General features: G+C 62.6%; 11 protein-coding genes and 1 pseudogene. 6 read left to right on the forward strand and 6 right to left on the reverse strand.

The window, feature by feature from the left end:
* The first annotated feature begins 116 nt into the window (after positions 1-116).
* From rfbC to RCO24_RS10460, 5 genes are all read left to right on the forward strand, one after another.
* Positions 117-671: a dTDP-4-dehydrorhamnose 3,5-epimerase gene (gene rfbC / locus RCO24_RS10440; RefSeq protein ID WP_308961873.1), complete on the forward strand. Its 555-nt coding sequence runs from the start codon at positions 117-119 to the stop codon at positions 669-671.
* 43 nt (positions 672-714) lie between these two features.
* The gene (gene rfbB / locus RCO24_RS10445) at positions 715-1,776 is read left to right on the forward strand and encodes a dTDP-glucose 4,6-dehydratase (RefSeq protein ID WP_308961874.1); all 1,062 of its coding nucleotides are present in this window, start codon (positions 715-717) and stop codon (positions 1,774-1,776) included.
* A gap of 6 nt (positions 1,777-1,782) precedes the next feature.
* The gene (rfbD, locus tag RCO24_RS10450; protein ID WP_308961875.1) at positions 1,783-2,661 is read left to right on the forward strand and encodes a dTDP-4-dehydrorhamnose reductase; all 879 of its coding nucleotides are present in this window, start codon (positions 1,783-1,785) and stop codon (positions 2,659-2,661) included.
* A 36-nt stretch (positions 2,662-2,697) separates the two neighbouring features.
* Positions 2,698-3,570: a glucose-1-phosphate thymidylyltransferase RfbA gene (rfbA, locus tag RCO24_RS10455; protein WP_308961876.1), complete on the forward strand. Its 873-nt coding sequence runs from the start codon at positions 2,698-2,700 to the stop codon at positions 3,568-3,570.
* Positions 3,571-3,964: 394 nt separating this feature from the next.
* Positions 3,965-5,398 carry an undecaprenyl-phosphate glucose phosphotransferase gene (locus tag RCO24_RS10460; protein WP_308961877.1) on the forward strand — a complete coding sequence of 478 codons (1,434 nt, stop codon included), beginning with the start codon at positions 3,965-3,967 and terminating at the stop codon, positions 5,396-5,398.
* A gap of 78 nt (positions 5,399-5,476) precedes the next feature.
* On the opposite strand, the gene RCO24_RS10465 is transcribed toward RCO24_RS10460, so the two are convergent.
* Entirely contained in the window at positions 5,477-6,226 is a 750-nt protein-coding gene (locus RCO24_RS10465) for a WecB/TagA/CpsF family glycosyltransferase (RefSeq protein ID WP_308961879.1), read from the reverse strand.
* Positions 6,227-6,708: 482 nt separating this feature from the next.
* On the opposite strand from RCO24_RS10465, the gene RCO24_RS10470 reads away from it, so the two are divergent.
* A complete protein-coding gene (locus RCO24_RS10470) occupies positions 6,709-13,203 on the forward strand; it encodes an SDR family NAD(P)-dependent oxidoreductase (protein ID WP_308961880.1) in 6,495 nt (2,164 codons plus the stop codon).
* A gap of 111 nt (positions 13,204-13,314) precedes the next feature.
* Here RCO24_RS10470 and RCO24_RS10475 read toward each other — a convergent pair whose 3' ends face one another.
* The 5 genes and pseudogenes from RCO24_RS10475 to RCO24_RS10490 all read right to left on the reverse strand — a co-directional run bounded on the left by RCO24_RS10475 (position 13,315) and on the right by RCO24_RS10490 (position 26,720).
* On the reverse strand, positions 13,315-13,527 hold the full coding sequence (locus RCO24_RS10475) for a hypothetical protein (protein ID WP_308961881.1): 213 nt from the start codon (positions 13,525-13,527) through the stop codon (positions 13,315-13,317).
* A 118-nt stretch (positions 13,528-13,645) separates the two neighbouring features.
* Positions 13,646-13,921 (reverse strand): annotated as a pseudogene (locus RCO24_RS19250) (4'-phosphopantetheinyl transferase); the annotation flags it as partial.
* Positions 13,918-18,597, reverse strand: a complete 4,680-nt coding sequence (locus tag RCO24_RS10480; RefSeq protein WP_308961882.1) for a MupA/Atu3671 family FMN-dependent luciferase-like monooxygenase — start codon at positions 18,595-18,597, stop codon at positions 13,918-13,920. The gene RCO24_RS10480 and the pseudogene RCO24_RS19250, both read right to left, overlap by 4 nt.
* Before the next feature lie 316 nt (positions 18,598-18,913).
* Positions 18,914-20,956 carry a glycosyl transferase gene (locus RCO24_RS10485; protein WP_308961883.1) on the reverse strand — a complete coding sequence of 681 codons (2,043 nt, stop codon included), beginning with the start codon at positions 20,954-20,956 and terminating at the stop codon, positions 18,914-18,916.
* 70 nt (positions 20,957-21,026) lie between these two features.
* Complete coding sequence (locus RCO24_RS10490) at positions 21,027-26,720, reverse strand: hypothetical protein (protein WP_308961884.1); 5,694 nt, start codon at positions 26,718-26,720, stop codon at positions 21,027-21,029.
* Positions 26,721-26,753 lie beyond the last annotated feature (33 nt).

Consider the following 26,753-nt stretch of genomic DNA (forward strand, 5'->3'; position numbering starts at 1 on the left):
TTCGCCGCTCTTTTCCATCTCGTAATAAACCGAATTCCGCGGCAGTTCTTGCGCCAGTCATGGAGAGGAGCATAAGGCTAGCGCTGGGTAAGCAAGTGTAGAGGAAGGCGCCGCAGGTGGTCTTCGAGCAGTGTCTCATTCCGGACGTGATCAAGATCACGCCGAAACGTCATGGCGACGCCAGAGGGCATTTCGTCGAGCTTTTCCGCGAGGACCTTTTCAGGTCCAACATCGGGAATGCTTCGTTTGTCCAGCACAATCAGTCGTTGTCGCGGCCGGCCGGTACGGTGAGGGGGCTGCATTATCAAGTAGCGCCTGCCGCCCAAGGCAAACTCGTGCGCTGTGTTCGCGGCGCCATACTCGATGTTGCGGTGGATCTGCGCCGGTCGTCGCCGACGTTCGGGCGGCACGTTGCGGTCGAGCTTTCGTCGGATACCGATGTACAGCTCTGGATCCCGGAAGGATTTGCCCACGGGTTCTGCACGCTCACGCCCGATGCGGAGGTTTGGTACGCCGTGACGCATGTCTACAGCCCGGCACACGAACGGGGCGTCTTGTGGAACGATCCCGAACTCGGGATCGAGTGGCCGGTTGCCGCGGAGGCTGCCACAGTGGGGCCGCGCGATCTCGTGCAGCCGAAGCTCCGCGAATGCGCGGCCGATTTCGCCTAAGACTCGTTTCCTCAGCCCTGATTGACAGTTTGGAGATGCGATAATGCGGGTGATGGTGACGGGCGGGGCGGGATTCATCGGATCCGCTTTGGTTCGCTATCTCGTGGGGGAGGTCGGGGCCGAGGTTCTGACTTTCGACAAGCTGACCTACGCGGGCAATCTCACGAGCCTGCGGTCGATCGAGAACGCGCCCAATCATCGTTTCGTTCGCGCCGACATCTGCGACCGTCGCGCGGTCGCCGCCGCGCTCGAGGATTTTCAGCCGGACCGGATCTATCATCTGGCTGCCGAGAGCCATGTCGATCGATCGATCGACGGGTCGGCAGATTTCATCCAGACCAACATTGTCGGCACTTACACCCTGATCGAGGCTGCGCGGCATTATTGGCTCGGCCTCGACGCGGACAGGAAGGCGCGCTTTCGCTTCCTGCATGTCTCGACCGACGAAGTTTACGGCTCGCTCGAAGATGGAAGCGGGCTCTTTACCGAAGAGACGCCCTACGATCCCAGCTCTCCCTATTCGGCATCGAAAGCGGCTTCCGACCACCTTGCGCTTGCCTGGTTCCGAACGTACGGGTTCCCGGCGCTGATCTCGAACTGCTCCAACAACTATGGGCCCTATCATTTCCCGGAAAAGCTCATCCCGCTGGCGATTCTGAATGCGCTTCATGGCAAGCCGCTGCCGGTCTACGGCAACGGCACGAACGTGAGGGACTGGCTTTACGTGGAGGATCACGCGCGCGCACTGCATCTCATCGGCAGCGAGGGGCAGCTTGGGCAGAAGTACAATGTCGGCGGCAGGAACGAGCGGCGAAACATCGATGTCGTGACCACGATCTGCCGCATCCTGGACCGAGTACGTCCGGCGGAGGAGCCGCACGAAAAGCTGATCCGTTTCGTGACCGATCGCCCTGGGCACGACTTCCGCTATGCCATCGATGCCTCGCGGCTCGAGAACGAGCTCGGCTGGCGGGCGCGGGAGAATTTCGAGACGGGCATCGAGAAAACCGTGCTCTGGTACATCGAAAACGAGTGGTGGTGGCGTCCGCTTCGCGACAAGGTCTACGCGGGTGAGCGGCTCGGCACCACGGCTCAGGCCGTGTAGCGTCTCATGCGCATCCTCGTCACCGGCAAGACAGGTCAGCTGGTTCAGTCGCTCCAGGAACGCGGTCCCGCTTTCGGTGCGGAGATCGTGGCTCTCGGCCGGCCCGAATTCGACCTTGCGGATGCAGGGCGTATCCAAGATCTGTTGAGCGCGGCGCGGCCGGACCTCATCGTATCAGCCGCGGCCTATACGGCCGTCGACAAGGCCGAGAGCGAGCCTGAGCTGGCTTTTGCCGTCAACGCAGAAGGGCCGCGCGCCCTCTCGATCGCCGCTGCTGCCCTCGGGGTACCGGTGATCCAGATTTCAACCGATTATGTGTTCGACGGCTCGAAGACCGAGCCGTGGACGGAAGCCGATGCGCCGGCGCCAGCCAGCGTCTATGGCGCCTCCAAGCTCGCGGGAGAACAGGCGGTTCTTGCGGTTTCGCCGCGAAATGTCGTGGTTCGCGTGGGGTGGGTTTACAGCCCGTTCGGCGGCAACTTCGCCAAGACAATTCTTCGCCTGGCTGGTGAACGCGATGTGTTGCGAGTTGTCGCCGATCAAGTCGGTGGACCAAGCTCGGCGCTCGACATCGCCGATGGCGTGCTCACGATGGCACGCAACGTGCTTTCCCAGCCAGAACGGGACGATCTCAGAGGATTGTTCCATATGGGAGCAGGTGGCGAGGCAACTTGGGCCGAATTCGCGGGCGAGATCTGCGATTGGCTCGGGGCACGAACGGGGCGGACGATCGTTGTCGAAAAGATCACCACCGCAGACTATCCGACCAAAGCGCGGCGTCCGGCCAACTCCCGGCTCGACAGCAACCGGCTCGAGAACGTTCACGGCTTCCGCATGCCGCCCTGGCGCAACTCCGTCGCGCCGGTTCTGCAGCGGCTGGTTTGAGGCGGAAACTCAGGTCTTCAAGTCATCGAGGGTATCATGAAGGGCATCATTCTGGCTGGCGGAAGCGGTACGCGCCTGCACCCGATGACGCATGTCACGTCGAAGCAGCTGCTGCCGGTCTACGACAAGCCGATGATCTATTATCCGCTCACCACGCTGATGCTGGCAGGTGTGCGGGAGATCCTCGTAATCTCGACGCCGCACGATCTGCCGCACTTCCAGCGGCTCATGGGCGACGGTTCGCAGTGGGGGCTTTCGCTTAGCTATGCCGAGCAGCCGAATCCCGGCGGGCTTGCGCAGGCCTATATCATCGGCGCGGACTTCGTGGCCGGACAGCGCTCCTGCTTGATCCTGGGCGACAACATCTATTACGGCCACGGGCTGCCGGAGCTTCTGAAGGTGGCAGTGGGCCGCGAGCAGGGCGCAACCGTTTTCGCCTATCACGTGACCGACCCCGAGCGTTACGGCGTGGTTCAATTCGATGGTTCCATGAAGGCGCTCTCGATCGAGGAGAAGCCTGCGAAGCCGAAATCGAATTGGGCGGTGACCGGGCTCTACTTCTATGACGAGGGTGTCGTCGATATCGCCGCCAATCTAAAGCCTTCGCCGCGCGGAGAACTGGAAATCACCGACGTCAACAAGGCGTATCTCGAAAAGGGCGCGCTTTCCGTCGAACTGATGGGGCGCGGCTACGCGTGGCTCGACACCGGCACACCGGACAGTCTCATCGAGGCTGCGGAATTCGTGCGGACGCTCGAAAAGCGGCAGGGCTTCAAGATCGCATGCCCGGAGGAAGTGGCGTGGCGCATGCGCTTCATTGATGACGCGCGGCTCGAGGCGGCAGCCGTCAAGCACGGCAAAAGTGCGTATGGGCAGTATCTCTCAAGCCTGCTGACTTCAGCCTGCTGACTTCCGGTCTCTAGAGGCCCTTCGAACGACAGGTGAGCGACAGAACAGTGCGCCGCAGCAATGTTGGCGCACTTTTTGTGCGTGGACGGCCATTTTTGGCGGGCTGTCTGATTAATTATCGGCCGTTTTGTTTTTGTCACAATCGAGCACTACGCTCTCCCACGTTAACCAATCTCTCCAAATATCCTTTCGAAAACGTTGAAGTAACGGAATATTATCCAAACGTGTCAGTACCGGCGCGCGACGGAAGGTTTGTATGTTGCGGCGCGGTGAACTCGGCATGGAACCTGCATTTGATGTATGACGTGAGATTTTTGCGGCACAGCAAGTTGTCAGTATCGTATTGCGTGGTCCATTTCCGATGGCTGAAAGTAATGTACATGTAGACTCAGACTTGGCCGGTATTCGTAAGCTTTCTCCGGTCAGCGCGTCTCGGTCCCACTCGTCGTTAAAGTTTGATATCTTCATCAGGTCTCTCGCTCTTGCGGAGGCTGGCTCTGTTATATTTGCAGCCGTTGTCTCGAAATACCTCTACATTGATCTTTTCCTCGCGCAGGATCAGGCCGTTTGGCTTTATCTGCTGCCGGCGCCGCTTTTGGCCGTCACGCTCTATCTCTTTATGAAACAGGCGGGACTCTATGAGGCCGGTGCGTTGACCGAGCCGGCTGTTGCCTACGGAAAGCTGTGGGGCGCGCTGACGATGTCGCTCCTGGTCCTGCTCGGCACCCTCTACGTCTTCAAAAGCGCCGAAGGGTACTCGCGTGGTTGGTTCCTCACCTGGTTCGCCTTGAGCGCGGTCATGCTTGTCGCCGTACGGGTGGCGGCCAAGAAGCGCCTGCGGCGCATGGTCGGAGCCGGGCGGCTGATCCGGCGTGTGGCCATTTTTGGGACGCTCGACTTCATCGCGAAGATGAAGGAGGACATCGAAAGCTCCGATCCCTCGATCGTGGTCGACGGTCTTTATCTCGCGAAGCCGGCGGTGATCGCTTCCTCGGAGGTGTCGTTCGAGGGCGGGCTCGCCGAGCTCAAGACGGCACTCGCCGAAAAGACCTACGATTCCGTTTTCATCGGTCTCCCTGCCCAGGATACCGCGCGCATCCAGGCGGCCGTTAGTGGCTTGGCCTCCTACTCGACCGAACTCTTGCTCTGCACGGAGCTCGATCCCTATCCCGTCGTGGTTCATGGATCGCGGAACTTCGGGCAGCTTCGGACCAACGTGGTCAATCTCGTGCCGCTGTCCGAGAACCATGGGTTCATCAAGGCGTCGCTCGACTATGTCGTTGCTGCGGTGGGGCTCATTTGCCTTGCGCCGCTTTTCTTGCTGGTTGCGCTCGCGATCAAGCTCGATAGCCCTGGTCCGGTGTTTTTCCGCCAGCGCCGGTATGGGCAGAACAACCAGGTCTTCCGGATTTTCAAGTTCCGCACGATGGCGGTCACGGAAGACGGCAAGCACGTAAAGCAGGCCGAGCGCAACGATCCGCGCGTGACGCGTGTTGGGCGTTTCCTTCGTCGCAGCAGTATCGACGAGCTTCCGCAGCTTCTCAACGTTCTGACCGGCGACATGTCGATCGTTGGGCCGCGCCCACACGCACTCGCGCATGATCAGATTTTTGAGGAAAAACTCGATCTCTTCTCGCGCCGGCGTCGCGTTCGTCCGGGCTTGACCGGATGGGCGCAGGTTCACGGATTCCGCGGTGAGACGAAGACGACCGAGGACATCCGCAGCCGTATGCAGCACGATCTCTACTATATCGACAACTGGTCGATCTGGCTCGATATGGAGATCATTACGCGCACCGTTTTCGTGCTATTCCGCGGAGCGTACTAAGGCCTGTCCTTTTCAGGGGCGAAGTCGCGGCGCTGTGATCGTTTCAAGCTTGTGAGGTGAGACGCGAAAACCGCAGGATCAGCGGCGCGCCAATCCGTCGAGCAGGACGCCCGGGAAAACAAACAAGCACTCGAGATAGCGACGGGCGAGACGGCGCGGATTGTTTAGAACGCGCCACAGCCATTCGAGGCCCGTTTTCTGAAAGAACTCCGGTGCGCGGCGCTGTTGACCGGCGAGGAAATCCAAGCCGGCGCCGATGCAGATGAACGAAATTCCTTCCATCTCCTGCGCGCAGCGATCCGAAAAAATCTCCTGCTTGGGAGCGCCGAGCGCGACGAAGCAAATACCTGCGCCGGAATTTCTGATGAAATCCATTCCCTCGGCGGCTTGATCGGACAAAACGTCGAGTCCGTGCTCTGGTGCGTAGACGCCTGCGATGGTGAGATTGGGTTCGCGCGCCTTCAAGTATCGCGCGGCAGCGGTGAGTGTATCGAACGTGGATCCGAACAGCAGGATCGGCAGGTCGCGACGGCTCGCCTCGGCGCAGAGAGGTTCGATCAGATCGGCGCCGGTCGTGCGCTGGACGCGTCGTCTTTGAAGAAGGCCGGACAGAACGATCGGGAAGCCGTCGGCAAGTACAATGCGTGCGCGTTCGTAAGCGGCGCGGAAGGCTCCGTCACGGCGCAACTTCACGATGTGATCGAGGTTGAGGGTAAAGACGGAGAAAGCCTTGCCGGAGCTTACGTCGTCGCAAATGCGGGCCGACGCCTCCGGTAAGGAGAATGTCTGGACGCTTACGCCTTCAACGAGAAATGGTTCGGTATGCACGCCCTGATATGCCCGCTATTGCAGACCGTTTTGCGTAACGGACGTGTCCCATAACACGCGCCGTCGCTCGGACTTTAGGTGGAAGATAAATCGTGGTTTATGCATATGGTTAAGAATTCTGATCAAAGAGGAGGCCGTCCGGCGCTTATTTGCGCGATTTTCCGGAGCTTGCGCCCGTTATAATATCTCATGATTTCAATATAATGAGTACGGGTATCAAATTTTTGACGGCGATCGTGTGGTACTTTCATCACTCGCGCTTTTCGACCCTTAATCCGTCGACTGTGTTTTGCAGTTAAGGTCTTTTTCGGATAGGATATCTATTGCTTGAGGTGATCAACTGGGCGGGTGGTGCCGCCTAAGGGGTAATTTCTTAATTTTTGCTTCCATGTCGGTTTTCGCGGCCGCTTTAGGCAGGTGGAATTGGCGTGTTTCCTGCAGCCGTTGGCTCGCTCAGCTGATTGACCGGAGACGTGATTAGTATGTCTGACACCGAGAACGGCGTGTCCCAAAGCGATATCGCCATCGTCGGGATGGCGTTGCGCGTTCCTGGCGCCCGGTCGGTCGACGAGTTTTGGAGCAATCTCCGGGCCGGTGTGGAGTCGATCGAGACAAGGTCGCCGGAGCAACTATTGGCCGCGGGCGAGAGCCCCGACAACATCCGCCGCAAGAACTACGTCCCGCGCACAGCCGAGCTGCCGGGCCTCGAACACTTCGATGCCGAATTCTTCGGATTCAGCCCGAAGGAAGCTGCGATCATGGATCCGCAGCATCGCCAGTTTCTCGAATGTGCCTGGGAGGCGCTGGAGGATTCGACCCGAACGCCCGAGCGCGTGGCCGGTCCGGTCGGCGTGTTCGCGGGTTGCGGCATGGGCAGCTATTTCTATTTCAACGTCTGCAGCCACCGCGCGCTGGTCGAGAAGACCGGCATGTTTCTTTTGCGCCATACCGGAAACGACAAGGACTTCCTGTCGACGCGCGCGTCCTATGTGTTCGATTTGCATGGGCCGAGCGTCAACGTGCAGACGGCGTGTTCCACGTCGCTCGTCGCCATTCACTACGCGTGCCAGAGCCTGCTCAACGGCGAGTGCGAGATGGCGCTTGCGGGCGGCGTGACGATCGAGCTTCCGCATCGGCGCGGCTATCTGTTCCAGGATGGCGAGATCCTTTCGACGGACGGACATTGCCGCGCGTTCGATCATCGTGCCTCGGGCACGGTGTTCGGAAGCGGAACCGGCGTCGTGGTGTTGCGGCGGCTTGCGGATGCGCTTGCGGACGGGGATCCGATCCACGCGGTGATCAAGGCGACCGCTATCAACAACGACGGCGCGAGCAAGGCGGGCTATCTGGCGCCGAGCGTCACCGGGCAGGCGGAAGCCATCGTGGAAGCTCAGACACTGGCGGGTGTCGAAGCGGACTCGATCGGCTATGTCGAATGCCACGGCACCGGCACCTATCTCGGCGATCCCATCGAAATCGAGGCGCTGACGCAGGCGTTTCGCCAGACAACCGAGAAGCGCGCGTTCTGCCGCGTCGGATCGGTTAAATCCAACATCGGGCATCTGGATACGGCGGCGGGTGTCGTCAGCCTCATCAAGGCGGTGCTCGCAGTCAAGCATGGCGAGATGCCGCCGACCTTGGGGTTCGAGAAGCCGAACCCGGCGATCAATTTTGCGAGCAGCCCGTTCGTCGTGAACGATAAGCTGACGCCGTGGCCGGCGAGCGCCGCGCCGCGCCGCGCGGGCGTCAATTCGCTCGGTGTGGGCGGCACCAACGCGCATGCGGTCATCGAGCAGGCGCCAGCGCGCAACGTTGTTGCCAAAGCGGTCGCCGATGTTGGTCCGCAAATTCTCGTGCTGTCGGCAAAGAGCCGCAAGGCGCTCGACGATGCAGGCCGCAGGCTGGCGAGGCACATCGAAGCCAATCCAGATCTCGCGCTGCAGGATGTCGCGCATACGCTGTTCGACGGGCGACGTCATTTCGAGCATCGCCGCGTGGCAGCGGTCGCCAACCGCGCCGATGCAATCGCGTTGCTGGATCAGCCCGACATGCATCGCGTGTTCACGCACACGCCTGTCGAGGGCAAGGCCGAAGCCGTTTTCCTGTTTCCGGGTGGCGGCGCGCAGTATCCGCACATGGCGCGGGCACTCTATCGGGACGAGCCGGCTTTCCGGCGCGTGGTTGATGAAGGGCTTGGCTACCTTCCGGCACCCGTCGCGCAGGAGATCCGCGACATCTGGCTGCCCGCTGGCGGCGTTTCGGCGGAAGGCGCGGCAGAGCTCTTCCTGCGTCCCTCGCTTCAGCTTCCCGCCATTCTCATTGTCGAGGTTGCGCTCGCCCGTCTTTGGATCGGCTGGGGTGTGAAGCCGACGGCGCTGATCGGCCATTCGATGGGCGAAAACGCGGCCGCGTGTATCGCCGGTGTATTGAGCTTCGAACGCGCGGTAAACCTCGTGCGTCTCAGGGGCGAGCTGTTCGAGGAAATTCCGCCGGGCGGCATGCTTAGCGTCGCGCTTGCGCCGGATGCCCTGAGGGCGCGTCTGCCTGAAGCGCTCGATGTCGCGTCCATCAACGCGCCGGAGCTTTGTGTCGTGTCGGGCTCAAACGAAGCGCTCGACGCGTTCAAGCAGGAACTGGTCAGGGACGGGATCGAAGCCAGCCGCATTCCGATCGATATCGCCGCGCATTCGCGGATGCTGGCGCCGATCCTCGAACGCTTCGAAGCCTTCCTCAAGGCGACGCCGCTCTCCGCACCGAACATTCCCATCGTCTCGAACCTGACCGGCACCTGGCTCAACGCTGCGGAAGCGCGCGATGCCGCCTACTGGACGAAGCATTTGCGCTCGACGGTGCGGTTCGGCGACGGCATGGCGCTGCTCGCCACGAACCCGAACCGGATTTACGTGGAGGTCGGTCCGGGGCGAGTACTGGGATCGCTGTCGAAGGCACAGGGCATCCCCGCCAATCAGGTGATCAACAGTCTGCCGCACGCCGACGAGGCGATCGACGACAATCTGCACGTCCTGACCGCGCTTGGCCGGGCGTGGGCGACAGGGCTCGCGGTTCCGATCGAAAGGCTCTGGGCTTCGGCAGATCCGCGTCGCGTGAATCTGCCGACCTATGCGTTCCAGCATCAGAGCTATTTCCTCGAACGTGTGGCGAGCGCAAGCGCCGCCGACGAGGAAGCGTCTCCGGTCAAGATTCCGGATATGACTGGATGGGGCTGGCAACCTGTGTGGAAGCAGTCTGCGGCCAACGTGGAGTTGGAAGCGGAGACAGAGCCGACGTCCTGGCTCGTGTTTCTCGACGACGGCCCGCTTGGAAAGCAGTTCGTTTCCCGCCTGCGCCTCGAAGGGCATTCGGTTGCGACGGTTGGAATCGGCGATGCGTTCGGCGTACGCGGTGAAGGCGACTATGTCCTTTGTCCGGAGCATGGACGCGAAGACTACGACGCGCTGTTGAAACATCTCGCCAGCAATGGCGGTCTGCCGGAGCGGATCGTTCATCTGTGGCTAGCCACCAGCGACGAAAGCTTCCGGCCTGGATCTAGCTTCTTTCATCGCAACCAGGAGCGGGGTTTCTACAGCCTGTTCTTCCTGGGGCAGGCGCTCTCGGAAGCGGGTATCGCGACGCCTTTGCAGATTTCTGTGATCACCAACGGCATGTTGCGTGTCGGCGACGAGGCCTTGACCTATCCCGACAAGGCAACGGTCCTCGGGCCTGCCCAGGTTCTGCCCCGTGAAATGCCGAACGTCTCGGTACGCGTGATCGATGTTCCGCGCAGCGAAACGGGTGCATCTAGCTTCGTGCAGCGCCAGCGGGATCTCATCGTCAAGAGCCTGCTCAGTCCTCAGGGTGCGGCGGACGATACGATCATCGATCGGATCCGGGACGATGTGCTGGCGGAGAACGGCAGCGAGATCGTCGCCTATCGCAAGGGTCGGCGCTGGACGCAAAGTCATGGGGCGGTCACGCTCGACAAGCTTTCTGAGGGCGCCGAAGCGTTCCGCGAGCGTGGCGTCTATCTGATCACCGGCGGTCTTGGCGAGCTGGCGACGGCCTGCGCCGAGGATCTCGCGCGACGCTTCAAGGCGCGCCTCGTGCTGATCGGCCGTACGGCGCTGCCGGATCGTTCGGAATGGCCGAGCTATCTCGCGGCTTATGGGGAGAAGGATCGGATCGGCCGCGCGATCGCAGCCATCCTCAGGATCGAGCAAGCCGGCGGCGAAGTGCGCGTGGCTCGCGCTGACATCACCAATTCCGAGGCCATGCAGGCCGTCATTGCGGAGACGAAAGCGCATTGGGGCGCGATCAACGGCGTGCTTCACACGGCCGGCTTGGTCAAGGACGACCTGATCGCGCTCAAGGCGCCCGCCGATATCGAGGATGTGTTCGCGCCCAAGATTCTCGGCACGCTTGTGCTCGCCGAGCTTCTCGATCCCGAGGCGCTCGACGTCATGGTGCTGTTCTCGTCCACGAGCACGGACACGGCGCCGGCCGGTCAGGTGGACTATGTCGCCGCCAATGCTTTCCTCAATGCGTTTGCAGAGAGCCGGGTGGGTTCGCGGACCAAGACGATTGCGATCCATTGGGGTGTCTGGAAGGACGTCGGTTTGGCTGCCCGCGCGATTGCGCGCGCCGAGCACGAGGATGTGCCGTCGAGCGTGGAGGCCGCTCACGCACCGCTGTTCGATCGCCGCGTGCTTGGCGAAGCGGGTAAGGATGACTGGCTAGAGGCGCGTCTCGACAGCTCGCGCCATTGGGTTTTGAACGAGCACCGTCTCAAGAGCGGGCAAGCGATCTGGCCCGGAACCGGATACATCGAACTTATCGCCGAGGCGATGGCGGAATACCGCATCGACGGGTCGTTCGAGGTTGAGGATCTGACGTTCCTGCGTCCGCTGCACGTGCCGGACGACGAGCCGCGCACGGTGCGTATCGGGCTTCGCGCAGATGACGGCGTCTATCAATTCTCAGTGGATAGCGAGCAGGGAGAGAGCGGGGCGGTTGGGCTCCAGCGGCACGCCGAAGCGCAGATCAAGGTTCTGCGCGCAAAGCCTGCAGTATTCGATCTCGAGCGTGTTCTGAAGTCGTGCACCGAGAAAGCGGTGACAGCGCAGGATCGGGCGCTCCGCTCGGCACAGGAAGATCATCTTCGGTTCGGGCCGCGCTGGCAGGTTCTGCGCTCAATCGCGTTCGGGCGCGGAGAGGCGCTGGCCAAGCTCAAGCTCGGCGACGATTTCGCGAGCGACATCGATCACGGTTTTCTTGTTCATCCCGCACTCCTCGATATCGCGACCGGCTATGCGATGGATCTGATCGACGGCTATTCGCCGACGGCTGGCCTGTGGGTACCGATGACCTACGGGAAGATCCGCTTCCATGGCGCGCTGCCGGCTGCGGTTTGGAGCCATGTGCGGCTCAACACCTCAAAGGATCTCGGGCCGGGCTACGCAACGTTCGACGTTACGATTGCGGATGAGACGGGCCGGGTGCTGCTCGAGGTCGAGGGTTTCACGATCAAGCAACTGGGTGCGGGCGTAGATCTTGCCGCGGCGCTCAATGAGGATAACGCGAAGGCGCTCCACGGGGCTAAGGCGCATACTGAAGCCGAGCTGTCTCCGGCGCTCGCGCGGCTCGCCGCGCAGGTCGATCAGGGCATTCTGCCGGAGGAAGGCTTCGAGGCTCTACTGCGTGCGGTTGGCAGCGGCAAGCCGCAAGTGATCGTGAGCTCGATGGATCTTGGCGCGCTCAAGCGCGCGGCTTCTCGCGCCGAGGTTCAGCAGGCGGCGTCTGCAACATTCGAGCGGCCGGATCTCGGCGTCGATTTTGTGGAGCCGAGCACTGAAATCGAACAGGCGCTGGCCGGCTTCTGGACGGAGCTGCTTGGCGTCAAGAAGATCGGTATCAACGACAGCTTCTTCGATCTCGGAGGGCATTCGCTCATCGCCGTGCGTCTGTTCCGCATGATCAAGGCTGCGTTCGCGGTGGATTTCCCGATCTCGGTTCTGTTTGAGGCGCCGACGATTGCTCAATGCGCGGCCTTGATCGAGAAGGCTGGCGGCAAGAGTGCGGGTGGGGCCGACGCCGGCAGCGGAGGGACGGTCACGGCGCTCGAGCAGCCACGTCATCTGCATCTGGTGCGCATGGACAGCGGGAAGGATCCGCGACGCACGCCGTTCTTCCTTTGTGCAGGCATGTTCGGCAACATCCTGAACCTGCGTCATCTCGCCGTGCAGATTGGTTCCGATCGGCCGGTCTATGGCCTGCAGGCGCGCGGCATCTATGGCGGTCAAGCGCCGCATGAAACGTTCGAGGAGATGGCGCGAGACTATCTGGCCGAGATTCGCTCGGTGCAGCCGCAGGGGCCTTATCTGATCGGCGGCTTCTCGGGTGGCGGTCTCGTCGCCTACGAGATTGCGCAACAGCTTCTCGCGCAAGGCGAGGAGACGGCGCTCGTCGTGTTGCTGGATACTCCCTATCCGGATGTGCCGGTCCTATCGATCCAGGACCGCATCCTGATGAAGTTGCAGGATATCAAACGCGACGGCGTCTCGTTTGTTGGAAAGTGGATTCGCCACCACATTGAAGGCCGGCAGCGGCGGGCTCAAATGCGGAATGCCGGTCAGGGCAAATCGGTCGAGCAGTTCCACAACGAAGAGATCGAATCCGCATTCCGCCGCGCGCTGGGGCGGTATCAGGGCACAGCCTACGGTGGCTCCGTGCTGCTGATGCGGCCGAAGCTCGTCGTCGGCTATCAGATCACCGGTGGCCGCGCGCTCAATATCGAGCGCAGCCTGCTGCGCGATGACAACGGCTGGCGGCGGTTCGTTGCGAACCTCACCATCCAGGAGGTTCCGGGCGATCACGACGGTATGGTGCTGGAGCCGAGCGTGCGCGTGCTGGCAGGACGTCTCCGCGAAGAGCTGATGCGTGCCGATCGTAGCCGGTCGGTGCAGCAGATCGCGGCGGAGTAGATCGGCCGCCGCGTTCGTGTGTATGCTCCGAGGCCTGGGTGCTCTCATCTCTTGATGAGACCGATGATTCACGCTTCAGGCTGATAGGGCCTGAAGCGATCATGGTCTGGCTCACAGCGCGATGGCGCAGGCCAAGAGGCCGTTCGCGATGCGGATGCCGCCCTGAGCCGAAGCTTGCGGCGCGCCGCTCAGGAACGATGCCGTGAACAGGCCGCGATAGAGATCGACGGTGACGCCGATCTCCTCGAATTCCAGCATCGCGCGCGTCAGTGGGAATTGGGCTTTGAAGGCGCATCCCCCGCGCTTCAGCCGGCATGGCTTCAAGCCAGGTGCGCTCCTCTGATCGACAGACCGTTTCCCAGAGATCCAAGGGAAGCGGCTCGGCCGGTTCTAGGTCGATGCCGATCGACCGGATTGCACTATCTGATCGCGCCACCGCGGCCGCGGCATAGCCGTCGGTGTGGGTGATGCTGCCGATGAAGCCTTGCGGCCAAATCGGCGTGCGATCGTGGCTCGCGAGGATCGGCGCAGGCGCAACGCCCAGCTTTGCCAAGGCCTCGTGGGCGCAGACCCGGCCGGCGAGAAATTCGCGCCGGCGCTTTTCGACAGCGCCGGCAACACATTGGGCTTCTTCCGGGAACTTCGCAGCCGGTGTTTCCGCGATCGGCTTCTCGCTTATCGCGACGCGCGCATCGAGGAGGCCTGCAAAGATGCTCACGATGCTCGTGTCCGCTCCGGTGCTGCGCGTCGCCCGAGCATCGCCTGCCGACGCGCGGCTGCGCGATCTGCAACCTGGCCGAGATGCTTGCTCGCCTGACCGCGGTCCTGAATGTGTCCGGCGAGACCGGCGACGGTCGGGAAGCGGTAGATGTCGGTGATCGTAAGTTCCGGCGCGACATTCGCCTTCAGATCGCGATGGAGCTGTACCGCCAGCAGCGAATGTCCGCCAAGCGTGAAGAAGTTGTCGAAGGCACCGACACGCTCGACACCGAGCAGCTTCTTGAAGGCGTCGGACAGGCGCACCTGAAGATCGTTCTCGGGCGCAATGTACTCGACCGTGGGCTTGGCGCGGCTTGCTTCCTCAGGACGCGGCAGGGCCTTGCGATCGACCTTGGCGTTCGGCGTCAGCGGGAACGACTGCATGGTCACGAAGTGCGCGGGAACCATGAAATCCGGAAGTGCACTGCGCACGTGGGATTTCAGCTCGGTCTCCGGAATGGGATCGCGCTCGTAGCGCACGTAGGCCACGATGCGGACGTCGTTCGGCTCGTCCTCGCGGGCGACGACGACCGATTCCGCCACCGCGGGATGCAGCCCGATGCGAGCTTCGATCTCGCCGAGCTCGATGCGGTAGCCGCGGACTTTGACCTGATGATCGGCGCGGCCGAGGAAGTTGATTTCGCCGTCGTCGCCGATGCGGACGAGGTCGCCGGTTCGATAGATGCGTCCGCCTGCCAGGAATGGGTTTGCCGTGAAGCGCTCCTGGGTGAGGTCGTCGCGGCCGAAGTAGCCGCGGGTCACGCCGTCGCCGCCGATATACAGCTCGCCAGCCACGCCTTTCGGAACGAGGCGGCGGGCTTCATCGAGGATGTAAAGCTGCGTGTTGGCGATCGGCGTTCCAAGCGGTACGGCGCCTTCGCGGCCAGGCAATGCCGGTCCTGTCGAAGACCAGATGGTGGTTTCGGTGGGCCCATACATGTTTTCGACCGTCGCGTCGGTGGCCTTGCGCAGATCGTTCAACAGTGCGGGCTGGAGTGCTTCGCCGCCGATGAAGAGATGCTTGACGGCGTGGAGAGCTTCCCGGTCCTCGTCGCTCATCAGGATCATGGCGGCCATCGACGGCGTGCACTGCATATGCGTCACGCCGTGGTTGCGGATGAGGGTGGCGAGATTGCTGTCTTCGCCAAGGTTGAAGGGCTGCTCAGAGCTTTGCGTGCGCACGGCCGCGACCACTTCGGCCAGCGGTTCGAGGGCGTGAAGAGCGGTTTCGGTCGGGACGCCGAAATCGATGAGGCAGGCGATCTCATCGACGCCGATGGCCTTAAGCTGGTTGGCACGCGCGAGGGCGTCGTCGACGGTTCCGAACAGGCCGCTGTCGTCGAAGTAGCGCAGGAACGCGAATTCGATGATCGCGTCGAATTCTTCCGGATCGAGCGACTGCAAGTCGATATCCATCGGCTTGGTGACGCCCTGCGGCTTCTTGAAGGCCGGGAACGCCCAGGCGTACTCCTTGATCAGCGCGGCGGCGCTCCGGAGATAGGCCTTCATCGGCTCGCGAGCCGCAGCACGCACCTCTTCGCGATCGCTGCCGATTAGCGTGTGGAGCATCAGCGTTACGGTGTAGTCGGCCGGGTTGCGGCCGGTCTCGCGCAACGTTTCGCGGTAAATTTTGATCTTGTCGGCAACCTCGTCAATCGACTGGCCGAGCAAGTGCGTTAGCACGTTGGCTCCGGCGCGGGCGGCGTCGCGATAGGTGTCGGGGTTACCAGCGGTCGTCACCCATACCGGCAGCTCCTTGCTGACGGGGCGCGGCTGAGTCAGTACGTCGACTTTCTTTCCGCCCGGCGCATCGAATTGCACGGCTTCGCCGCGCCACAGGCGGCGCACCACGTCGATGTCGCGGAGGAGCGCTGTCTTGTTGTTCGGCGGCGCGTTTTCCGGGCGCAGCAGGAAGTCCTCGGGCATCCAACCGGAGGCGAAAGCAATTCCCGCGCGGCCGTTGCTGATGTTGTCGATGACGGCCCATTCCTCGGCGACGCGAGCCGGGTGGTGCAGCGGCAGAACGCAGCTTCCGGCGCGGATGTCGAGGTTGCGCGTAATCGAGGCAACTGCTGCGCCGGTCACCGACGGGTTCGGATAGGGGCCGCCGAACGCATGGAAATGGCGTTCCGGTGTCCACACGGCGCGGAAGCCGTGAGCGTCAGCGTAACGTGCGCCTTCGAGCAGTAACTGATACTTGCGCGGCCCGGCCCCGTCGTCGTTGCCCCAGAAATAGAGGCTGAAATCGATCGGGGATCTTCCGCCGCTCGCCGGCTTTCCGGCCGCAGCTGCGCGATGCTGGTTCGCGTGAACGACGACTGCGAAGCCGTTGGCGAGTGTCCAGAAGAGTTCCAGCACCGAGATATCGAACGACAAGCTGGTGACAGCGAGCCACACCGGCTGCTGGCCGGGCGCAGGACGCGGGATGCGGTCATCCATGCCGGCGAAGAAGTTGACGACGTTGCGATGTTCGACCATCACGCCCTTCGGACGTCCGGTCGAACCCGACGTATAGATGACGTAGGCGAGATTAGCCGAATTAAGCGGCGTTGACGGAGAGGCGGGCGCTGCGGGCGAGGATGCCGCCTGCTGGACAGAGAGAACGCGGATGTTGGCGGACTTGACCGGCGGATCACGGCCTTCGTCGCTGAGGATGATCGAAAGGCCGCTGTCCTCGATCATGAGCGCGACGCGATCTTTCGGATAGGTCGGATCGAGTGGAACGTAGGCCCCGCCCGCCTTCAAGATCGCGAGCGCGCCGACGACGAGGTCGCAGGACCGGGAGACATGCAGACCCACCAACGTATCGGGTTTCACGCCGAGCGAGGCCAGCGTGGCGGCGACACGGTTTGCGCGGTCGTCCAGCTCGCGATACGTCAGCGTTTCGCCGTTGCAGATTAGGGCGGTTGCACCCGGCGTCTCAGCAGTCTGGCGCTCGATGAGCTGATGCACCAGTGTGCTGCGATCGTAGGCCCGCTCGGTTTTGTTGCGTTCGATCGTCAGCTCCTGGATTTCGTCGGAGGTGAGGATCGGGAGGTTGGCAACGGGCAAAGCCGCATCGGCCGTCTCCAAGGCCGCGAGAACGGCGCGGAGTTCGCGCGTGATGGTTTCGACACTGGGGCGTGCCAAGCGCAGCGTATCGGCGTGGATGAGGAGCTCGCTACCGTTCGCCGGGACTACGAAGGTCAGAACGCTGCCGTCCACTGCGCCGGTGGTCGTGGTGTCGGCCGTTTCGCGCACGGCAACGAGGGCACGCGGGGCTGCCGCGAGTTTCGGCGTGCAGCTGACGAGGTCAGCCGGGTATCCCGGCCTGCGGCGAGCTTCTGAAAGCTCGGCTTCCACCATCGCAGCCAGGGCTGCGATGGTTGTGTGTTGATCGACGTCGAAGGCGAGAGGTACGGCGGGCGCCAGATAGCCTGCGTTGGCGCGGCTTTCAGTTGCGAGGCGGTCGTCGGTGTAGGCGATCCGGAAGCGCGTGGCATTGCCGGTGCGCGCAAAGAAGGCCGCGAGGGCGGCGATGGTGCGATCAGAAGTCCAGCCGGCAGGGAGAGGAAGACGGAGCGTTTCAAAGCTCGTGCTGCCGCACGCCGGTTGCGGTGCGAGCCCTTGGATCTCGGGATTGGCGGCGCCACTCAAGCGATCGCGGAAATAGCCTTCATGCTTAGCCAGCGTAGCCGCCAGCTCCGTCAGCCGGTCGGCTTCGGCGGTGGACAGCACTTCGAGCTGGTGACCAGCTTGTAAAATGCTGCCGAGCGGAATCGATGCTCCGGCAGCATCCCGAAGGCTCTTGATGCGAACGAGGCCATCGGCGGCGGCAATGGTGGCGCCGTTGCTGTCTATAGAGACAACCGTTCCGGGCTGCGCGCCTGAGGTTCCCGCAGTTTCGATTTCAAGCTCGGTGACGGCAAAGGCGCCGTTGCGCGTCTTGATCTTCGGCAGGCAGAGCGGATTGGCGTAGCGCTCGCCGAACGTCAACGCGCGCACGAGGCGGCTGATGTCGTTCGTCGATTGGCTGAAGTCGATGGTCGCGGCGGCCTTGGGTCGGGCGTTCTTGGCGTAATAGGTCCGCTCGCCGAACGTCTGCGGCTGGCCGACAAGCGTGCCGGCTTCGATCTTGTCGATCAGCTCCGTAAAGGAAGCGATGCCGGCTTCGAAGCATTTGGTGTTGAGGGTGAGGGCGGTGTCGTCATCGCTGATGTCGATGGCGCCCTCGGCGTAGATGTCGCCTTCGTCGATCCCGTCCGACAGCGCGTGCCAGGTGACGCCGTAGCTCGTCTCGCCGGCGAGAATTGCCCAGGCCGGCGTGTTGAGGCCGGCATAGCGTGGCAGCGGGCCGTCGTGGAAGTTCGCGGCTCCGGCACCGGCCTTTCGCCAGACGCCACCGGGAATGATCCGCAGGTTGGCGATGCTGAAGAACCAGTCATAGGCATAAGGTGCCAATGCAAGTTCAAGGTCTTTGTCGGGTGCCAAAGTGGGAAGGCCGTGAGACTTCGCCCAGGCGGCGATCTGGTCGTTCGCGGTCACGACCGCCGCAATGGCGTGGCCGCGGTCGCGCAGGGCTTCACTACACTGGATCAAGAGCGACTCGTCGCCCATCACCACACACGCAATCTTCTTGCCCGCGCTTTCAGTCATTTATACCCTGCAAAATCAAATAGATACTTATGCCGCCTGGGCGGTCCGGCCGAAGCAAGACGCGTCGCGCTCAAGGCGCTCAGCCGGTGCTTCTCGTGTCGCCGATCCCGCGAAATCCCGTCCGTTCACACACCATACTCTGCATTTTTGCATTGCGGCAGGTGAGCCGAGCGATTGGTGAAAGCATGCAATTTTCGCATTATTCCCGGATGATTTCGCGCAAGCACGCGGAGGAAATGCGCAAACATAGTTAACGCGGGGTGCACGACCAAAATTGGAGATCCGGATCGCGCTGAGGATGGACTGCGGATCGGGTTTAGCTGCCCGCCGGCTCTTTCCGCAGACGGGTGTCGGCAGGCATGCGAATCCACGTCGCCCATTCGTCGAGCTTGTCGCGATAGGCGGCGCACAGGTTCTCACGAGCGGCGGGGGATTTGCCCGTCGCGGCCAGCTCGAGCCCGATGTCGAAGTACTCGTTCATGTTCGCGAAGTCGGGTTTCGGCAGTCTGCCTTCGACAGCATCGGCCCACATCACGCGGAACAGTGCTTCGAGCTCGCGCACGAGCCGGGGCGTATCGAAGAGCGTGGATGAGGTGCGGGTCGCGAGAAGGCGCTTCTTCAACTCGTCGACTTGGGCGCGGTCGCGTCCCAATGCGATTGCGCGCGCGACATAGCTGGCTTCGCTGTCGCAGACGAAATCGCCGAGACCGGCCGCATGCACGAGGCTTGCGCAGACGCGCGAAGCGAATGTGCGCCCCGGATAGGTCAGCACGGGGACACCCATCCACATCGCATCGGAGGCGGTAGTGTGGGCGCCGTAAGGCGTGTTGTCGAGGAACAGATCCGCGAGCTGATAGCGGGCGAGATGCTGCGGGTTCGGCATCTTGTCGGCAAAGATCAGCCGCTCGGGGGCGAGGCCGCTCGCGGTTGCGACTTCGCGGAGGCGTGCGTCGGCGCTGCTGCCGCCGCTCAGGAGCCAGAGCACGCTATCAGGCACTTGCTGCAGGATGGCCAGCCAGCTGCGGAACACCTCCGGAGTGAGCTTCTGGCATCCATTGAGGCAGCAATAGACGAAGCGGTCGGCCGGCAATCCGGCTTCCTCGCGGGTCGGCGGCTCGCTCGCGACGACGCGCTTCCTGTCGTTGGGCTGATAGCACGGCAGGCGGAGTACCTTCTCCGAGTAGAAGATCTCGTCTCCTTCGGGAAGCACGATCGGATCGGCGATGACGTAGTGGTGATGCGGGCTTCCCATGGTGCCGGGGAATCCGAACCAGTTCACGGTGACGGGTGCCGGACGGTACGAGAAGATGCGGGACCGGGCGTCCTTCGTGTAGCCGTTCAGGTCGATCAGGATGTCGATGCCGTCCTCGCGGATGCGCTGGGCGGCCTGCTCGTCGGTCATGCGCGTGATGTCGATCCACTTGTCGACACTCTCTTGCGCCCTGCGCTGGGTCGGGTCGGGCCGATCGATACCGCAATAGTAAGCGGTGATCTCGAAGGCCTCCTTGTCGTGCGTTTCGAGCACGTCGGCCATCGCGAAGCCGACTGCGTGCTCTCGCAGATCCGACGAGACATAGCCGATGCGCAGCTTCTTCCTCAAAGAAGCGCGTTCCTTTGCGACGCTCGGCGCGCAAAGTGGTGCGCGAGAGGCGCCGGTCAGTTCGCGGCTGTACTTGAAGGCGCGGGCAAGCTGGAACATGGGATCGTTGCTCAGCACCGCCAGGGATAGCGGTGAGATCGATGAAAGCAACGTTCGCACGGAAACATGCTCGGATCCGGCGATCACCGGCCATTTACACTGCCGTTGCCGCAAGGCGATCCAATGCTGGACGACTTCCGGCTGATCGTCGTCGATGTCGAGGGATTGGCGCAGAGCGTCTTCGGCCGGTTCGTCCTGCTGAAACGTTTCGAGGACGCGGCCCAACTGCTGCAGGGCGATGAGCTTGTGCTTGACCGCGTTGCCTTCGATCAGGCCGGTTTGCGAGACGAGCTGCAGCCATTGGGTGACGGCCGCACCGACCTGGCCGTCATCCTCCAGCAGCCGGCCGAGATTGATATGGGCCGGCAGGAAGTCGGCCTTCAGGCTGAGGCTGGCGCGCAGCGCGTTCATCGCGCCATAGCGGTCGCCGGATTTGTTCAGGACGACGCCGTAGTTGAAGTAGGCGGCGTGCAGTAGCGGGTTGGTGGGATTGCGCGCGATCCAATCGCGATAGAGGTTCGCGGCGCCGGCGATATCGCCGTGGGCTTCGCGAACTTCGGCAAGCCCGAAGAGATCACCGATGTTCGCGGTGTTGGCGTCGGGCGCAACGCTTACAACGGGGATGCCATCCTTGTCGGGGGTGTGCGCAATGAAGTTCATGTTCGTAACTCACTATGGACGCGAATGCTGGTGCTGAGATTCTGATGGTTCGTATCGCTCACCGTGGCGCCTATGACGCCGCGGCTTCGAGCGCTGTGCGTTGCTCGGGCGTCATGCTGCCGATCTGCGTGGTCGTGAATGCTGCGATCTGGTTTCCGTTGAGGGATCCGATCGTGGTGGTGGTCAATCCGCTGATCGCGGTGGCCGTCAGCAAAGAAATCTGCGTGGTCGTCAGGCCTGCCACCTGGTTGGTGGTGAACGAGGCAAAGACGCTCGGTGACAATGTGTTGAGCTGTTGCGAGGACAGCGCGCCAATCTGGACCGATGTCAAGGCGCCGAGCTGCGATGTGTTGAGTTGAGACAGCGTCGTTGTCGACAGGTTCACGACCTGTGACGTGTCGAGGGCGGCGATCTGCGTCTGGGTCAGCGCGCCGACCTGGGTTTCGGTCAATGCGCGGATCTGGACGCGCAACAGGCCCTGAATCTGCGTTGCGGTGAGTGAAGCAATCTCCGTGGTGCTCATCGCGCGGATCTGGGTGGCGTCCATGGCGGCGATCTGAGTGGATCGGAGGCCCGCGAACTGCGTCGCTTCCATGGTGCCGATCTGGGTCTCGGTAAGGCCCAGGATGCCGGTGGTCGAGATCGCGCCGATCTGTGTCGAGTTGAGCGCGTCGAATTGGGTTGCGGTCAGGCTCGCGATCTGGGACGCGGTAAAGCCGCTGATGCCGGTGCGTGACAGCAGGCCGATCTGCGTCGTCGTCAGGCTCGAGAGCTGGTCCGGTGTCAGAGACGAAATTCCGGTCGCGGACAGGCTCGAGAACTGCGTACTGGTGAGTTCGCGCAATTGCGTGGAAGTGAGACCCGCGATTGCAGTCGTCGACAAACTTGCGATCTGGGTCGGTAGAATATTCGCGACCTGCTCGCTGGTCAGTGACGAAATCTGAGCCGTGGTCAGGCCGGCAATGGCGGTGGTCGAAATGGAGCCGATCTGCGACGTCGTCAGCGCGCGCAGCTGAGCCGTGCTCAATGCCGCGATGGCGGTCGAGGTCATGCCGTCGAATTCGCTCGGCGAGAGCGCCTGAAGTTGCCGTGTCGAGAGGCTTACGACCTGGTCGACGCTCAAGGCCGCGATCTGTTTCGAGGTCAAGCCACCGAGCTGCGTGGTGGTGAGAGACGACAGCCGCGTCGTCGAGAGGGCGTTGATGGCGGTCGTCGAGAGACCCGCGATCTGCGCCGCGCCGAGAGCGGAGAATTGCGAAGCAGACAGCTGCTCGATCTGGGTTGCGCTGAGGCCGGCGAGGCCTGTCGCGGAGAGAGCCCTGACCTGGGTTGTCGTGAACGCGGAAAGCTGTGTGGTGGTCAGGCTTGCGGTCTGCGTCGAGGTCAGTCCGTTGATGGCGGTGGCGCTCAAGACGCGGATCTGGTCCGTCGTCAGGCTTGCGAGCTGGGTCACGGACAGTGCAGCGATGCCGGTCGTCGAGAGCGCGGCGAACTGCGTCGTGGTCAGCGCGGCGAGCTCTGCTGCGGAGAGGCCGGAGATCGCGGTTGTCGACAGGGCGCCCATCTGGGCCGCCGTCAGGCTAACGAGCTGCGACGTCGAAAGGCTCGTCAATTGGGTGCCGGTCAGGCCGGCGATCGAGGTGGCGGTGAGAGACCGAAGCGCGGTGGTCGACAACGCGGCAAGCTGCGTCGTCGCGAGGGCGGAGACCTGATCGGATGTCAGGCCTGCCATCTGCGTCGTGCTGAGGAGCGCGATCTGCCCGGTGCTCAGCGCCGTGATCTGGTCTTCGGTCAGCCCCTTCATCTGGGTGGCGGTGAGGGCCGAGAACTGCGTCGAGGCTAGTCCGGCGAGCTGCGTCGCGGTCAAGCCGGAGATGGCGGTTTGCGAGAGAACCGCGATCTGCGTCGCGGTGAAGGCTGCGAGCTGGTCGCCCGTCAAAACGGGAATCTGGGTCTCGGTCAATCCTGCCAAGGCCACGGTCGTCAAGGCGGTCAGGCGGGTCGCGGATTGGCTCGCGATCTGCGTCGTCGTCAGTGCCGCAACCTGTGCGGAGGTAAGTCCACGCAGCTGCGACGTGGTGAGGCTCGACACCTGATCGACGCTCAAAGCTGCGACGGCGGCGGTCGAAAGCCCCGCGATCTGGGTCGAACTCAAAGCGCCGAGCTGGGTCGAAGTGATGGTGCCGACCTGGCTTTCGGTCAGGCTTTTGAGCTGTGTTGCCGTCAGTCCCTTGAGCTGGGTTGTGGTCAGAGCGCTCAACGTGGTCGTGGAAAGCCCGCCGATCGCCGACGTGGAAAGCCCGGCTACCTGCCTCGAAGTGAGGGTTGCCAGCTGGCTCGGGCTCAAGCTCGATGCCTGCGTTGCGCTGAGGCCTGCGAGCTGCTCGGGCGAGAGCAAGGCGAGTTGCGTGGTGCTCAGGTAGCTAAGCTGGGTGGTGGTCAGTGCGCCAAGCTGGGCCGCAGTCAGGCCACGAATAAGCTTTGCGTCGAGGGCTTCGATGCCGGACGCGGTGAGAGCTGCAACGGACGCTGTCGAAAGCCCTGCGAGCTGCGTCGAGGTAAGGCTTGCCAGCAGTGTCGTCGTCAGCTGTCCGACCTGGGTTTCGTTCAGTGCTGCGAGCTGGGTCGCGGTGAAGCCGTCGGCCTGCCACGTGGTGAGAAGTCCCAGCTGCTCGTCGGAAAGACCGGCGATGGCCGATGTCGACAGCGCGCCAATCTGCGTCGATTGCAGAGCGGCGAAATGGCTGGTGGAAAGCCCTGCGAGCTGGGTCTCCGTGAAGCCGCGCATCTGGGTCGTGGACAAGGCCGCGAGCTGCGTCGTTGAAAGGGCGGCGAGCTGCGTGCTTTCGAGCGCAGCGACTTGCACGGATCTAAGTCCGCGCATTTGCGTGGCGGTGAGCGAATTCAGCTGCGTCGTGCTCAACGTTCCGATGACGTCCGGCGAAATACCGACGATCTGTGTCGATGACCAGCGGGCCAACTGGTCCGGTGTCAGGCCGGCAATATGGCTGGCGTCGAGGGCGCCGATCTGCGCCGCGGTCAGGCCGCTGAGCTGTGTCGATGAAAGAGACTGCAGCGCCGTGACCGACAGGCCGCTGATGGCTGCTGTCGAGAGGCCGGATATCTGCGTGGCGGTGAGGGCCGCGAGCTGCTCGGGGCTCAGCGAGACGACCTGATACTCCGACAAGGCTCTTATCTGGGTCTGTGTCAGGCCGCTGAAGAAATTCAGCGACAGCGTCATGATGTCTTCGACGGCAAGGCCGCTGATGCCGTCCGCCGAGAGCGCGCCGATCTGCGTTACCGACATGCTGGCGAGCTGTGTCGAGGTGAGGTTGGCGATCTGCGAATTGGTGAAACCGGCAATCGCGCCAGTCGAGAGCGCGGAAATTTGTGTTTCGGACAACGCCCGGATTTGTGTGTCGACAAAGGCCGAGGCTTGGACTGCGCCGAGCGCGCTGATCTGCGTCGTCGTCAAATAGCCGATGTTCTCGGCCGAAAGGCCGGGGATCGCAGTTTTCGACAGCAGAGCGATCTGCGTCGGCGTCAAGGCGGCGACCTGGGACGAGGTGAGGGCTGCAAGCTGCTCTTCGGTGAGCGCCTTGACCTGATAGTTCGCGAGCTCGCCGATTTGCTGCGGGCTCAACGAGGCGATCGAGGTGGGCGGGAGGCCACTGATCCCGGAGCTCGAAAGTGCTGCGATCTGGCTTGGACGGAGGCTTGCAAGTTGATCCGGCGACAACGCCGCGACCTGCGTCGCACTCAGGCTGAACAGCCCGGTTGTGGTAAGCGCGGCGATCTGCGTCGTCGAGAAGGCGGCGATCTGGCTTTCGGTCAGGCCGCGGATCTGGGCCGTCTTCATGGCGGCGATCTGGGTCGTCGTCAGTGCGGAAATGTCTTCGATTTCGAGGCCGCTGACCGCCGTTGACGTCAAGCTCGCGACTTGAGCGACCGAGAGAGCACTCAACTGGTCGGGAGAGAGAGCTGCGATCTGGGTATCGCGCAGCCCGCTGAGCGCCGTGCCGGTGAGCGCCGCTATCTGGGTCGTCGTCAGCGCGGCGACCTGAGCGGGATCGAGCGCGGACATCTTGGCGGCTGTCAGGCCGCCGATTTGCGTGGTGGTAAGGGACCGTACCTCGGTCGCCGACATCGCATTGATAAGCGTCGTGCTGAAACTGGCGGCTTGGGTGGACGTGAGCGACGCGATCTGCGTCGTCGTCAGGCCGCGGAAATCGGTGATGGTCAGGCGCCCGATCTGTGCGGCGGACATGTCGGAGATTTTGAGCGCTTGAAGTGCGGTTGACGACAAAGCGCCAACCTGGGTCGAGGTCAGCGCCTTGACCTGAGCCGACGTCAGCGACGCAATTTGCGTCGGCGTCAACGTTGCCAGCACGGTCGTCGTCATGCCGGGGATCTGGCCGGTCTTCAAGCCGCGGACTTGGGTGGACGTGAATGCCTGAAGCTCGGTGTCCGTCAGCCGGTTGATCGACGTTGTCGATAGCGATCCGATCTGGGTCGAGGTGAATGCAAGAATCTGCGTTGACGACAAGTTGTCGAACGCTGTCGTCGTGAGCTTCGCGAGTTGCGCGGCCGAGAATGCCGATGACTGAAATGCCTGGATAGATTGAGCGGGCAGCGCGTTCAGCTGAGTCGTGGTGAGACCAGCGGCCTGGGCCGAGGTCAGCACGCTGAGCTGTTGCGACGTCAGGTTTGCCAACGTGGTTTCGGTTGCGCCGGTCATCTGGCGCGCGGTCAACCCGCCGATCTGCGTGGTCGAGAAGGATTGCAGAACCGACGAGGGTAGGCGGTTGATCGATGTCGTCGAAAGCGCGGAAATCTGCTTGGCGCTAAGGGATGCCAGCTGCGTCGTGGTGAGATTGTCGAAGGCGGTCGTTGTGAGCGTTGCGAGCTGAGTGGTGGTGAAGCTCGAGGCATTCAGCGCTTGAATCGAAGCGGGTGACAGCCCCGTGAGTTGGGTCGATCTCAATCCGCCGACTTGAGTGGATGTCCAGGAGGCCAACTGGTCGGGCGTGAACTTGGCGAGGGTATCGGCCGAAGCGCCCACGATCTGCTTCGCCGTCAGACCGGCGATCTGCGTCGATGTCAGCCCCTCGACCTCGGCGGTGGACAGCAGGCTGAGCGATGTCGTGGAAAGACCGGCAATTTGTGAAGAGGTGAAGGCCGCGATCTGCTCCGGAGACAGGTTGTCGAAGGCAGTAGCGGAAAGGCGAGAGACCTGGCTCACTGTCAACCCTGCGACGTCCAGAGCCTGGATCGATTCCGGTGACATCGCGTTGAGCTGGGCCGACGAGAAGCCGCCGACCTGGGTCGTGCTGAAAGACCCGATCTGAGTTGCCGTGAACTTCGCGATGGTCGTCGAGGTCAGGCCCGCGATCTGGGTCGCGGTGATGCCGTCGAGCTGGGTCTGTGTGAGCGCCTGGATCTCGGTTGTCGTCAGCGTATTGATCTGGGTGGCGGTGAGGGCTGCGAGCTGCGAGGACGTGAGGGCTTCCAGATCGTCCCCGACGAGAACCTCGAACAGGGCGAGACTGAGCTTGTTCAAGCTGACCGGAGACAGCGACGAAACTGCCGTTGCCGTCATTGCTTCGATGTTGGTGGTGCTGAGTGCGTTGAGCTGCGTCGACTTCAGGGCAGCAGCCTGCGTCGAGGTTAGCGCCTCCATGTCCGACGTCGTCAGGTCGCGGAAGGTCGTTTGCGAAAGCTTCGCGATCAATGAGGCCGACAGACCGGAGAAAATGGATGTCATGGCTCTCTACCGCCGCTCGCCCCACAGGCGGGA

Source organism: Hyphomicrobium sp. LHD-15, assembly GCF_031157355.1.
GTDB lineage: Bacteria > Pseudomonadota > Alphaproteobacteria > Rhizobiales > Hyphomicrobiaceae > Hyphomicrobium_C.

What these genes read in the sequence shown, in the direction of transcription:
- rfbB (WP_308961874.1), top strand. Translation starts at nt 715, where the DNA reads ATGCGGGTGATGGTGACGGGCGGGGCGGGATTCATCGGATCCGCTTTG.
- rfbD (WP_308961875.1), top strand. Translation starts at nt 1,783, where the DNA reads ATGCGCATCCTCGTCACCGGCAAGACAGGTCAGCTGGTTCAGTCGCTC.
- rfbA (WP_308961876.1), top strand. Translation starts at nt 2,698, where the DNA reads ATGAAGGGCATCATTCTGGCTGGCGGAAGCGGTACGCGCCTGCACCCG.
- RCO24_RS10470 (WP_308961880.1), top strand. Translation starts at nt 6,709, where the DNA reads ATGTCTGACACCGAGAACGGCGTGTCCCAAAGCGATATCGCCATCGTC.
- RCO24_RS10480 (WP_308961882.1), bottom strand. Translation starts at nt 18,597, where the DNA reads ATGACTGAAAGCGCGGGCAAGAAGATTGCGTGTGTGGTGATGGGCGAC.
- RCO24_RS10485 (WP_308961883.1), bottom strand. Translation starts at nt 20,956, where the DNA reads ATGAACTTCATTGCGCACACCCCCGACAAGGATGGCATCCCCGTTGTA.
- RCO24_RS10490 (WP_308961884.1), bottom strand. Translation starts at nt 26,720, where the DNA reads ATGACATCCATTTTCTCCGGTCTGTCGGCCTCATTGATCGCGAAGCTT.